Origin of the sequence: Mycobacterium persicum, assembly GCF_002086915.1 — a bacterium.
Classification (GTDB): domain Bacteria; phylum Actinomycetota; class Actinomycetes; order Mycobacteriales; family Mycobacteriaceae; genus Mycobacterium; species Mycobacterium persicum.
The window spans coordinates 5,893,096-5,906,586 of the sequence record NZ_MWQA01000001.1; the positions used below are offsets into that span (position 1 = coordinate 5,893,096).

At 64.3% G+C, this 13,491-nt stretch carries 4 protein-coding genes; 1 reads left to right on the top strand and 3 read right to left on the bottom strand.

Going from position 1 to position 13,491, the window contains the following annotated elements:
* Window positions 1-149: 149 nt before the first annotated feature.
* On the bottom strand, window positions 150-806 hold the full coding sequence (locus B4U45_RS26820) for a class I SAM-dependent methyltransferase (RefSeq protein ID WP_075546125.1): 657 nt from the start codon (window positions 804-806) through the stop codon (window positions 150-152).
* A gap of 55 nt (window positions 807-861) precedes the next feature.
* A complete protein-coding gene (pks2, locus tag B4U45_RS26825; RefSeq protein WP_083154233.1) occupies window positions 862-7,143 on the bottom strand; it encodes a sulfolipid-1 biosynthesis phthioceranic/hydroxyphthioceranic acid synthase in 6,282 nt (2,093 codons plus the stop codon).
* 515 nt (window positions 7,144-7,658) lie between these two features.
* On the opposite strand from pks2, the gene B4U45_RS26830 reads away from it, so the two are divergent.
* The gene (locus B4U45_RS26830) at window positions 7,659-9,410 is read left to right on the top strand and encodes an AMP-binding protein (protein ID WP_075546126.1); all 1,752 of its coding nucleotides are present in this window, start codon (window positions 7,659-7,661) and stop codon (window positions 9,408-9,410) included.
* 186 nt (window positions 9,411-9,596) lie between these two features.
* Here the strand turns inward: B4U45_RS26830 and B4U45_RS26835 are convergent, their stop codons facing one another.
* Window positions 9,597-13,217: an MMPL/RND family transporter gene (locus tag B4U45_RS26835; protein ID WP_122526436.1), complete on the bottom strand. Its 3,621-nt coding sequence runs from the start codon at window positions 13,215-13,217 to the stop codon at window positions 9,597-9,599.
* Window positions 13,218-13,491: the final 274 nt, after the last annotated feature.

Genomic DNA, 13,491 nt, shown 5'->3' on the forward strand with positions numbered 1-13,491 from the left:
GTGTCGCGAATGTATCTGCGGAGGTACTCCAAAATACATTTCCTCTTGCACTTTCGCGGCGCCTATACTCCCGCTGTCGCTGTGAGCCGGGCGCATCGAGTGCCCCGCCGACGGAGTAATTGCCGTAGCAATTATGCCGCCGGTAGACCTCACACCGCCGGCGATGCCACACAGGCGTACTGCAGGAAAACCCCGTCGGCGAAGAACCCCCCGCTCAGCACGATGAACAACGCGCCAAAGGGCCCCACAAAAGGGTTGATGCCTTTGATGCGCTGGATGGCATAGCCCGCGTCCTCGAACATCCGCACGATGCTGCCCCGTGTGAAGAAGCGCAAGTGGGTGCGGTCGAAGATGCCAAAGTCCTCTTGGGGGAAGTCTCTTCGGAACACCACCTTGCCCAGCGCGGGCAGGTAGCGGATGTTGGGAATCGAGGCGACAACGACGCCTTGAGGCTTGAGTTTGCCCCGAAGCTGCGTCAGCGTCTCGAGCGGATTGACCAGGTGCTCCAATAGGTCATTACAGACGATCGCGTCGAAGTAGCCGTCAGGCAGCTCGGCAATCCGCTCATTCGCGTCTCCGGCCAGCACATGGTCGAGGATGGCGCCGGCGCGTCGGGCCGCTTCCTCGTTGTACTCGATGCCCCAGACCTCCGCGCTCCGGCTTTTCTTGAGTTGGGCGCTGAAAACTCCTTGCCCGCATCCAAGTTCGAGCACGCGTTGCGCATCGGCCGGGATGAACTTCAGCATCTCCGGCCGTTTGTGGCCGTAGTACTCGGTGACGCTTTTGGATTCCGGCAAGATTCGCATCACTCAGCCACCTCGCAGGACGAACTATCCTGGGCCGCAGCTCTTCTCAGCGGCATCACGAAGACGTGGTGGCTTCTTCCGGGGCCAACTGGTTGAACAGGTGGTCGGCCAGACCGCGCACAGTGGTGATGTCGGTGGAGCTGATCCGTATCCCCGTCTCCGACTGGACGCGGGTGCGCAGTTCCAGGTTGCCCAGCGAGTCGAGTCCGTACTCGGAGAGTTGACGGTCCGGATCGATGGTGCGCCGCAGGATCAGGCTGACCTGCTCGGAGACCAGGCGGCGCAGCAGGCCCGGCCATTCCTCCACCGGCACGGAAGCCAGCTCGTTGCGGAATTTGCTTGAACCCGAACGCCCTTGCTCCGATGCCTTGAACGCCTCGGCGAACTTGCTTCGCTCCGCGAACGCGGCTAGCCATGGCACGCCGACGGTGGGGGAGTAGCCGGTGTAGGCGCGGTCGTGACGGAGCATCGCCTCGAACGCGTAGGCGCCTTCCTCGGGAGCGATCGCGGCATCGGTGCTCTCCGCCAGCGCGATGGCGCGCCCGATCTCGGCCCAGGCACCCCAGGCGATCGAGGTGGCGGGCAGACCTTGCAACTGCCGCCAATGGGTGAAGGCATCCAACCAGCTGTTGGCCGCCGCATAGGCGCCCTGGCCCGGCGAGCCCAGCATCGCCGCCGCCGACGAGAACGAGCAGAACCAGTCCAGCGGCTGATCGACGGTGGCCTGGTGCAGCTGCCAGGCACCATACACCTTGGGCGCCCAGTCCCGGTCGAGCAACTCGTCGCTGATGTTGGTCAGGGTGGCGTCCTCGACCACGGCAGCCGCGTGGAGCACACCGCGCAGCGGGAGTCCGGTGGCCGTGGCGTTGGCCACCAGCCGCTCCGCGGCGCCGGCCTGGGCGATGTCGGCGCACTCCACCACCACATCGGATCCGATCGAGCGGATGAGTTCGATTGTCTCCAACGCCTTTTGGCTGGGCGCAGACCGGGAGCTGAGTACGATTCGCCCGGCGCCGGCGGTGGCCATCTTCTCGGCCAGGAACAGTCCCAGGCCGCCCAGGCCACCGGTGATGATGTAGGAGCCGTCACCACGGAAGACCGGCACCTGCTGGGGCGGCAAGACCACGCTGCTGCTCCCGGCACGCGGAATATCGAGGATGAGCTTGCCCGTGTGGTCGGCGGCACCCATCACCCGGATCGCGGTGGCAGCATCGGCCAACGGGTAATGGGTGCTCTCGGGCATCGGCAGCGTGCCGTCGGCGGTCAGCCGGTACACCGTGCTCAACAGCTCGCGGATGTACTGCGGATGGGTGAGCGACATCATTCCCAGGTCGACACCGTAGAAGGACAGGTTGCGCCGGAACGGGAAGAGGCCCATCTTGGTGTCGCCGTAGATGTCACGCTTGCCGATCTCGACGAAACGCCCTCCCCACGAAAGCAATTCCAGCCCGGCTCGCTGAGCCGCGCCGGTCAGTGAGTTGAGCACGATGTCGACGCCGTAGCCGTCGGTGTCGCGGCGGATCTGCTCGGCGAAGTCGATGCTGCGCGAGTCGTAGACGTGGTGAATCCCCATGTCGCGCAACAATTGCCGGCGTTTCGGACTGCCCGCGGTCGCGTAGATCTCGGCTCCCGCCGCGCCGGCGATCGCAATCGCGGCCTGGCCGACGCCGCCGGTTCCGGAGTGGATGAGCACCTTGTCACCGGCCTTGATCCGGGCCAGGTCGTGCAGCCCGTACCAGGCGGTGGCGTGCGCGGTGGTCACGGCCGCTGCCTGGGCGTCGGTCAGGCCCTGCGGAATCGGTGTGGCCAGGTTCGCGTCGCAGGTGACAAATGTTGCCCAGCAGCCGTGGGGTGACATGCCGCCGACGTGGTCACCGACCTGGTGCGTCGTGACGTCGGGCCCGACGGCAGTGACCACACCCGCGAAATCGGTGCCCAGCTCCGGCATCCGGCCGTCCGGAGAGTTGTAGCGACCGAATGTGACCAGGACATCGGCGAAGTTGATGCTGGACGCCGTGACCGCGACTTCAATCTCGCCGGGCCCCGGCGTAACCCGGTCGAAGGCAACGAATTCCATGGTCTGTAGATCGCCCGGGGTACGGATCTGCAGGCGCATGCCGGCGGATTCGTAATTCACCACGGTCGCCTTGCGCTCTTCGGGACGCAACGGCGCGGGCGACAAGCGTGCGGTGTGCCACTCGTCGTTTCGCCAGGCAGTCTCGTCTTCTTCCGAGCCGGACAGCAGTTGGCGCGCTACGTGTTCGGCGTGGGTGTGCTCGTCGACATCGATGTGGGTGGTGTGCAGGTGTGGATGCTCGGCACCGACGACCCGCAACAGACCTCGCAGCCCGGCCTGCTCGAGGTTGGGGCTGTCTGCGGCGAGCACGGTCTGCGCATTACGGGTTACCACAAACAAGCGAGGGGCCTCGCCCATGATTTCGGGCAGCTCGCGGGTGATCCGCACCAGGTGCCGGACGCACTCGACGCCGCGGACCGCGCTCTTCTCGTCGCGATCGCCGTTGTCCGGCGCGGTCAGGATGACCACGTTGTGAAAACCGCCGGCATTGAGCTGGTTTCGCAGCCGTTCGGCGGCCCCGGCATGGTCGGTGTGTTCCGGCCAGCTCATGGTTGCGCACTGCGCGCCGTGCGACTTCAACGCGTCGGTCAACTCGGTCGCCAATAGGTCCGCAACGTCGGTGGTGCTGATCAGCAGCCACGTTCCGGCGTCGGCGAGGTCCGGCTCGGGCAGCTCACGCTGTTGCCATTCGATGGTCAGCAGCCGCTCGCCGAGTACCCGATCCCGGTTGCCTTGCTCGGAAACCCCTGTGCCGAGCCGTAGCCCACGCACGGCCACCAGCACGGTCCCGTGCTCGTCGAGCACGTCGAGGTCCGCGTCTACCCCGGCGGCGTCGACGTTTGTCACCCGCGCATAGCAGTAGTGGGCATTTCGAGTGGAGGCGTAGGCACGGATCCGGCCTACACCCAGTGGCAACATCAGACCGCCGTTGCCCGCGACCTGCACGTCGGGGTGAGCCCCGACGGCCTGGAAACAGGCATCCAACAGGGCGGGGTGGATGGCATAAGCCCGCTGCTGTGACCGCATCGCGCCGGGCAGCGAGACCTCGGCCAGCACCGTGCTGACAGCCCCGTCGGCAATGTGCGCGGCGCCCAGTCCGGTGAAGGCGGGACCGTATTGCACGCCGTGCTCATCGAACCGTTCCCGTAGTTCGGTCCCCTCCTCGGTGCGCAGGTGGCCGGCCAACAAGCCGGGGACGTCGTAGGCGGGCGGCTGGTCCTCGTCCTCGACGACGTGCAGCACCGCCGCGCCGCGCCGGATCGACCCGCCCTCCTGGAAGGTCTCCACCACGAAGTCGACGACCCCGGGCGATTTCACCGATCCGACCACCGACAACGGGGTTTCTTCATCCAGCAGCAGCATCTGCTCGAAGCGCATGTCGCGGACTTCGGACGCCTCGCCGAGGATGGTGCGAGCTGCCGCCAACGCCATCTCACAATACGCAGCGCCCGGAAGCGCTGGGGCACTGTGGATTTGGTGGTCAGCCAACCAGGGCAGCGCCTCGGTGCCGACATCGGTCTGCCACACATGCCGCTCCGGTTCCTCCGGCAGCCGCACATGAGCTCCCAGCAGCGGGTGCACGACCACCGACGAGCCGCCTTGGGTCTGGTGGTCGTGACCGGCGCGGTTCAACAACAGCGATCGGTGCGTCCACGTCGGCAGCGGTGCTTCCACGAGCTGCCCGCTGGGGTAGAACACGGAGAAGTCCACCGCGGCGCCCGCGCTGTGCAGATCTGCCAGCAGGCCGCGCAGCCCGTGCGGCAGCGGCTGCTCGCGCCGCATGCCGGCCAACGCCGCCACCGGTATGTCGAGGCTCTCGGCCGTTTTTTCCACGGCACGGGTCAGCAGTGGATGCGGCGCCAGTTCGGCGAAGACCCGGAAGCCGTCCTCGAGCGCCGCTTGCACCGCCGCGCCGAAGCGCACCGTGTGGCGCAGATTGTCCACCCAGTAGTTGGCATCGCAGTACGGTTCCTCGCGCGGGTCGAACAGTGTCGCGGAATAGTAGGGCACTTCCGGCGTCAGCGGCTCGAGATCGGCCAGAATCTCGTACAGGTCGTCGAGGATCGGGTCCACCTGTGGGGAGTGCGACGCGACGTCGACGGCCACCTCACGGGCCATCACCTCGCGCTGCTCCCACGCCGCGACGAGCTCGCGAACGGCCTCGGTGGCGCCGCCGATCACCGTCGACTGCGGCGAAGCGACGACCGCGACCACGACGTCGTTGACGCCGCGGGCCATCAGTTCGGAAAGCACTTGCTGGGCAGGCAGTTCCACCGAGGCCATGGCTCCGGAACCGGAGATGCGGGTCATCAGCCGGGAGCGGCGGCAGATGACCTTCGCCCCGTCTTGAAGTGACAGCGCGCCCGCCGCGACGGCCGCCGCCGACTCTCCGAGCGAGTGCCCGATAACTGCGCCGGGGCGCACCCCGTAGGACTTCATGGTGGCGGCCAGCGCCACCTGCATGGCGAACAGCGTCGGCTGCACCCGGTCGATTCCGGTCACGGTCTCCGGTGCGGTCATCGCTTCGGTCACCGAGAATCCGGACTCCTGCGCGATCAACGGCTCCAGCTCCGCGATGGTTGCGGCGAAAACCGGTTCGTTGGCGAACAGGTCGGCGCCCATCGCCGCCCACTGTGAACCTTGGCCGGAGAATATCCATACCGGGCCCCGGTCGTCCTGCCCGACGGCGGCTTGGTAGGGGGTCTCGTCGTCGGCGATCTCGCGTAAGGCCGCGGAAAGCTCCGCCGCACCCCTGGCCAGCACCGACGTCCGCACCGGGCGATGACTGCGCCGCCGGGCCAGGGTGTAGGCCAGGTCCGACACCGACGACCATTCCGGGCCCTGCGCATCGACCCAGTCCGCGAGCCGCCCGGCCGTCTGCCGCAATGCGTCGGCTGACGTCGCCGACAGCGGGAAGATCAGCTCGCCTTCAGCCGGGGTGGTCGGCACGTCGTCGTGAGCAGTGATTTCGGGTGCCTGCTCGACGATGGCATGCACGTTCGTCCCGGATATGCCGTACGACGACACCGCCGCACGTCGTAGCTGCTCACCATTCGTGGGCCACGGCGTGATGTCCTGTGGCACAAAGAGTTTGGTGTTGATTCGGGCCATATCGTCCGGCAGCCGGGTGAAGTGCAGGTTTCGCGGAACCACACCGTGCTGCAGCGCGAGAATTGCCTTCATCAGCCCGAGTGCCCCGGCGGCCGCTTGGGTGTGTCCGAAATTGGGCTTTGCCGATGTCAGCGCGCAGGGCCGGTCGATGCCGTACACCTCAGCCAGACTTTCGTATTCGATGGGGTCACCTACGGGGGTGCCGGTGCCGTGCGCCTCTACCAGGCCGACGCTGCCCGGCTCCACTCCGGCCGCGGCCAGCGCCGCGCGGTACACCATCGACTGGGCCTGCACCGACGGCGTCGCGATGCTGACCGTGTGGCCGTCCTGGTTGGCGGCCGTTCCGCGGACGACGGCCAGAATTTGGTCGCCGTCGCGCAGTGCGTCCGGCAACCGCTTGAGCAACAGCACCACCGAGCCCTCGCCGGACACGAAGCCGTCCGCCGCGGCGTCGAATGCGTGGCAATGTCCGGTGGGCGACAACATATTCTGCGCCGACGCCGAGGCGAACCTGCGCGGTTCCATCATCACGTAGACGCCAGCCGCGAAGGCCAGATCGCTTTCGCCGTCGGTGAGGCTGCGGCAGGCCAGGTGGGTTGCGAACAAGCTGGACGAGCATGCGGTGTCCACCGTGACCGCGGGCCCGTGCAACCGCAGAGCATAGGAAATCCGTCCCGACGCAAAGCAGGAGTTGGTTCCGGTGTTGCCGTACGGCCCGTCGAAAGCCTCCGCGTCAATGTGCACGAACTGGTAGTCGCCGTGATTGAGACCGACGAAGACGCCGGTGAGCGACTCGGCCATCTTCTCCGGTGTCAGACCGGCGTGTTCCATGGCCTCCCAGGCGGTTTCCAGAAGCAAGCGGTGTTGCGGGTCGATCGCTGTTGCTTCCTTTTCGGTGATCCCGAAGAACTCGGGGTCGAAGTCGCCGACGTTGTCGAGGAAGGAACCCCACTTGCAGACGGTCCGGCCGGGCACGCCGGGCTCGGGGTCGTAGTATTCGTCGGCGTCCCAGCGGTCAGCGGGAACCTCGGTGACCGTGTCGTCTCCCCGTAATAACGCCTCCCACAGCTTTTTCGGGGAGTCGACTCCTCCAGGAAGCCGGCATGCCATCCCGATCACAGCCACCGGAGTCACACCTGGTTCGTTCACCGCCGTCACCTCTTCTTTTCCCCCTGTCTCAAGGAGACTTCATCGAATGTCGATCCGGGCTGTCGGTGCCGGCGCATCGTGCACCGCGCCATGATCCCCCTGATCGCATCCGACCCAACTAGTCAGGTGAACAGCAGCGTAGCCCCTCAGCTTCACCAATGTGGGAAAACTGTGCGTACGTACAAAAAATTCTGTCGAATAAGGGCGAAAGGGCAGGTCGATGGCTTAAGAGTGACGCCGGATGTCCGCAAAAAGCAGTGTCCGGGCGCTTTACTCGGCTCTCCGCCAGCGCGCCCAATTGACGACTATATATGCGCCCAACACCCCCGTATGCGGCCGCCGTTTGCATTCATATCGAGAGCCATCGAGGTGGCAGAAGTTATGACCTGAGCGCGACGGCAACCCGCGGGCCGGCGAGAACCGTGTGGCCGGGCCGGCGGCGGACAATCCGCGTGTTACCCCTGTGACGAGCAGATTTGGCACCAGCTACGAGCATCCGAGGTAGTGTGAGGCCCGTGGTTGAGTCTTCGATTCCCGCTGTGCTGCGCGAGCGTGCGAGCTTGCAGCCCAACGACACAGCGATGACATTCATTGATTACGAGCAGGATTGGGAAGGTGTCCCGGAGAGGCTGACGTGGGCGCAGCTGCATCGGCGCATGCTCAACGTTGGTCAGCGCCTCAGGCAATGCGGATCGCCTGGCGATCGGGCAGTGATACTTGCGCCGCAGACCCTCGACTACATCGCCGGTTTCCTCGGGGCGCTCGAGGCCGGGCTGACCGCCGTTCCGCTATCGGTTCCCTATTCCGGTGTTCATGACGAGCGCACCACTTCCGTGCTGGCTGATACGTCACCCTCGGTCATCCTGACGACTTCCTCGGTGAGCGACCATGTCTCCGGGTACGCGAAACCGCAACCCGGACAATCTGCACCCGCAGTTGTCGAAATCGATCTGCTGGACCTGGACGCTCGCCCGGCTTCGTCGGTCCGGCCGGGCTCTCGTAGCGCAGAGATGCCGGATGCGCTGTATTTGCAGTACACCTCCGGGTCCACCCGCACGCCGGCGGGGGTGGTGGTCTCGAATAAGAATTTGTTCGTCAATTTCGGACAAATCATGGACGGCTATTACGCGAAGTACGGGAAGGTTCCCCCGCCCGGCAGTGGTGTGGTGTCCTGGCTGCCGTTTTATCACGATATGGGTTTCTTTGTTGGAATTATCATTCCCATTCTTGCGGGCATTCCCGTGGTCCTGACGAGTCCGGCGGGGTTTTTGCAGAGACCGGCTCGGTGGATGCAATTGATGGCAACTAGTGGCCGGGTATTTACGGCGGCGCCAAACTTTGCGTTCGACCTGGTAGCGCGCAAGACTTCCGACGACGATATGAACGGTTTCGATCTCGGGGAAGTGCTGCATGTCCTCAGCGGCAGTGAGCGAGTGCAGCCCGTCACCGTGAAGCGCTTCACCGACCGGTTCGCAAAATTCAACCTTGATCCCGCGGCGGTTCGGCCGTCATACGGGATGGCCGAGGCAACGGTCTATATCGCGACTCGTGAACCGGGCGAACCGCCGAAAGTCGTGTATTTCGATTCCGCGAAACTGCCCGCGGGTGAGGCGGAGCGGTGCGCACCCGGAACCGGTACCGGGTTGGTGAGCTATGGCCACCCGCGGCAGATGACAGTGCGAATCGTCGACCCCGACACCGGTGTCGAGTGCCCGCAGGGAGCGGTCGGCGAGATCTGGCTGCACGGGCCCAACGTGGGCGCCGGCTACTGGCAGAAGCCGGTCGAGTCCGAGCGCACCTTCCAGGCGCGCATTGTCAACCCTTCGGCCGGCACCCCGGAAGGTCCCTGGCTCAGAACTGGTGATTCCGGCTTCTACTTCGACGGAGAGTTGTTCATCATCGGCCGTATCAAAGACCTCTTGATCGTGTACGGCCGCAACCACTCTCCAGACGACATCGAGGCGACGATCCAGGAGGTCACTCCGGGTCGATGCGCGGCAATATCGGTTCCGGACCGTGGCGCTGAGAAGCTGGTCGCAATCATCGAGCTCAAGAAGCGCCCGGACACGGACGAGGATTTGGCTGACAGGTTACAGGTCGTCAAGCGGGAAGTCACGTCGGCAATTTCGAAGTCGCATGGGCTGAGCGTGGCGGATCTGGTTCTGGTCTCGCCCGGCTCGATTCCGATAACCACAAGCGGCAAGATCAGACGGGCGCAATGTGTCGAGCTGTATCGGCACGACGAGTTCACCCGGCTGGACGCTTAATCTTTCGCGCTCACCCGTTTGCTGCTGACGTTCGCTCAGAGTTGCGGCGGCGAGCGTGAATCTCACGACGCTTTCTCGGCGTGTCGCGTCGTATGGTTCACACTCGGCGCCTTCGGGTGGGCAGTGATTCAGATAGACCCGATCCCGGTCCTTATATCATTCCGACGGCGGACAACGAGCAGGGTATTAGGTGATTGCTGACCTGTCGGGAACGGCGCTTCCCGTGTCGACGGGTTGCTTGCCGTTGCCGTTGGTGTGACCGTTGCCGTTGGTGTGGCCGTTGCCGTTGGTGTGGCCGTTGCCGTTGGTGTGACCGTTGCCGTTGGTGTGACCGTTGCCGTTGGTGTGACCGTTGCCGTTGGTGTGGCCGTTGCCGTTGGCGACCCCGTGGCCATTGCTATGGCCGTTGCCATGGCCGTTGCCATTGGTGTGGACATTGCCATTGGTCATCAGGGCCGGCAGTTCGATGGGGCCGAACAGCGGCAGGGAGTGTTGGATGCGATCGCCGCCACCATCGGCGACGTCTGCTTCGTGCCCATTCGAGGTGGCCGACTTGGCCCGCAGCACGACGGAACCGAATAGCGGAAGAGCGTGCTCGCCGAGATCGGCGAACGGGTCCTTGCCATTAGCCGCGATGGGGAAGTCCAACTTCCGCAGCGGCACGTCTTTGCCGGGACGGCGGCGTACGACTCTGGGTGTATCGCCGGCTGGAACGGCACGAACCTTCGACGGTGGGCGCGTCGCGCCGCCGGTCTTACGGGCGGGGACGGCCTTTGCCCGTGCTGGCTGAGCTTGGCCCCGCGTCTTTTTGCGACGGCTCGCCTGCTGCTTCTTGCTAGATGTAGCGAGCTTCGACGGCCACCAGTTGGCCTGGCCGATCAGCGCAGCCAACGCCGGCACGGTGACGGTGCGAACGATGAAAGTGTCGATCAAGATCCCGGCGCCGATAATGAAGCCGGCTTCCACCATGGTGCTGATGGTGGCGGCCAGCAGGCCGAACATCGACGCGGCGAAAATGAGGCCGGCGGAGGTGATCACCCCGCCCGTCGAACCGACTGTGCGAATAACACCGACCCGCACGCCATGGGGTGATTCGTCACGGATACGCGAGATCAGCAGCATGTTGTAGTCAGCGCCAACCGCAACCAACAGAATGAATGACAGCCCGGGCAGGCTCCAATGTAATTCTTTGCCGAGTATCAGCTGGAAAACGATGACACCCAGGCCCAGGGCCGCGAAAAAGGAAACCAGGACCGAACCGATGAGGTATAGCGGCGCAATAATCGCTCGTAGCAGCATGACCAGGATCAAGAAGACGATAACGATCGTGGCCAACACGATGAAATTGATGTCACTATTGTAATAGTCCCGAGTATCTGCCAGCCCGGTCGGAATACCCGCCAACGATATCGTCGCGTCCGACAACTCGGTATTCGGTTGTGAGGACCGCGCCGCCGACAGGATCGTATTCACCTGATCCATGGCCTGGGTGGTGAACGGATTGAGCGAGCTTTGGATCAGGTACCGTGCCGCGTGCCCGTCGCTGGATATGAAAATCTGCGCGGCCTTCTTGAACTCGTCGGCGGCCAGCACCTGCGGCGGGACATTGAAGCCGGCCATGGACGGTCGTTCGGCGTCGTGCTTGAGGCCCAACAGAAAGGCCGACGCCTCGTCGAGTCCACTGCCCATCTTCTTGGTCTGGTCGACCAGTGCGGCAACGCCGTCGGCGACCGCACGGCTGCCTTGCGCGAGGGCATTGGCGCCCTGCTGCATCTGATTCAGCCGGTTCTGCAGTCCGTCGATCGACCGCAACGTACTGACCGCTTGGTTCAGGTTTTGCTGCAGCTTGTCGATCGTCTGGCTGACGGTCTGCACCTCTTTCGTTTGCTGCAGGCTGCGAGCCAGATCGGTGATGCTGTTGAGGGTTCCGCTGGTCTGTGCTTGGACCAGCGCCTGCAGCTGGCTCCGCGAGGCCGCACAGGCCGGGTCGGCATTGCAGGTCGGACTCGAGTTCAGCGCCTTCAGCAGCGGACTGGCCCAGGCGACGGTATTCGCCACATCCACCATGTTGGCGCTAAGGGCGTCGCCGAGCGCCCGCATGCGGCCCACCAGCTTGGCCGTCCTGTCGAGGTCGTTGAGCGTCTTGTCGCCGCCCATCAGTTGCTTCATCGTGGTAAGGACGCTCACCAGCGTGCCGGCGCTGCCGACGGCTTGAGTGACCTGGTCGCGCACCTGAGCCAGGGCGCCGGCCAAATCGTTGGAGCCGTTGACCAGCCTGTCCAAGTCGCTGCCATGGTCCCTGATCGCATCCCCGGCCTCGTCGAGTTTGCCGCCCACCTCGCCGGCCTGATAGGACACCTTCGTCTGCTGCAGCGGTTCGCCGTTGGGCCGGGTCAACCCGCGTATCGCGGTGATGTCGGGTAGTTGGCTGATCCGGTGCGACATCATCTCGAGATCGGCGAGCGCGCTCGGGTTCCGCAAGTCACGCGGTGACTTAATGAAGAGCATCATCGGCGTCATCATGTTCTGCGGGAAGTGGCGACTCATGGCCTCGTATCCCGCGACACTGGTGACGTCGGACGGCAATGCCTTCAGATCGTCGTAATTGAAGCGCACCAAGAAGCTGGATCCCGCCAGGACTGCCAACACGACGAGACTGGCGACCAGATGGATCCGGGGCCGCCGTACGATCCGTGTTCCCGTGCGCCTCCACAAGCGATGGGTAAGGTCGCGTCTGGGCTTGATCCAGCCGCGGCGCCCGATCAGCACCAGAATGGCAGGCAGCAGGCTCACCGCAGCCACGAAGCTGACGACGATCGATACCGAAATCGCCGGGCCCACCGTGGAAAAGACCGGCAATTTGCAGAAGACCATCACGATGAATGTGACCGCCACGGTCGCCGCCGACGCCGCGATCACTTTGCCGATCGACATCAACGCTCTCTGGACAGCCAGATCCGAAGCCAAGCCTTGCCGCACATAGTCGTGATATCGGCTGATCAGAAAGACGGCATAATCCGTTCCGGCACCGATCATTACCGCGCTCATGAAAATGATCGTCTGCGTTTGCACGTCCAGACCGATTGTTGCCAGCGCGGACAACGTGCCTTGGGCGGTCCCCATAGAGATACCGATGGTGGCCAGCGGCACCAACATGGTGACCACGTTTCGGTAGATGATCAGCAGGATGATCAGCACGCTGACCGCGGTGCCGATTTCGATCAGATGTGCGTCTTCCTGACCGATGGCGGTGAGGTCGGACATGGTGACCAGACCGCCGGCATAGTTGGCGGTCAGTGTCGAACCGGCGAGGGTCTGGCTAACGATCTCTCGGGTCTTGTTGTACCCCGCGATAGTGGCTGGGTCCTGCGGGTCGGTCTGGAACATCACCGGCACGTTCCAGGCTTTGTTGTCCTTGCTCGACAAAACGTCGTGCAAGCCGGGCGTGCTGATGAAGTCCTGAACCGACAGGTCTGCCTGGCGCAGCCTGTCGACCAGCGTGTGGTAAGTCTCTAGGTCGGCGGGACTCAGCCCGTTTTCGTCGGTCAGGATCACCAACAACTGCGAGCCTTTGCCGCTGTCGCCGAAGGCCTTGCCCATCTCTTTGCCGGTGACCATCGTCGGGGCATCATCGGGCAAAGCGTCTCCGCCGGCCTTACCGGCTACTTCCATCAGCGGCGGGAAAGTCACAGCGAGCACCGCTGCCAGCGCAATCCAGAATGCGATGACCAGCGCCGGAGCCCGAACGACCAATTGGCCGAGTCGGTCGAAAACTCCGCCGGGGCGGGCTGCTTCCGAATCGCTCATCAGTCGCGACACCCTTCCACGCCACAGCGGTTCGGCCGATAAAGCCCGTCAAGCCGATCCGCAGAGTGCACCGCCGACAACTGGTCGCGTGGGCTGACGAAAGTGGCTGGATTGGCAGCGGTTCTATTCACGTCCAGCCACCTCTTTTCGGTGGTGTTCAGGCGCCCGGTCCGGGGGCATCGCACGTCGACTCAGCCCCCCAACATCTCGGTCCGCAACGGCCGGGCATCCTCAATTCTGCTAGTGCACCACAGGGTAGCCCGTTGATCTTCGG

Bases quoted from the DNA above. Each gene is read 5' to 3' on its own strand.
- B4U45_RS26835 (WP_122526436.1), bottom strand. From the start codon at position 13,217: ATGAGCGATTCGGAAGCAGCCCGCCCCGGCGGAGTTTTCGACCGACTC.
- B4U45_RS26820 (WP_075546125.1), bottom strand. From the start codon at position 806: ATGCGAATCTTGCCGGAATCCAAAAGCGTCACCGAGTACTACGGCCAC.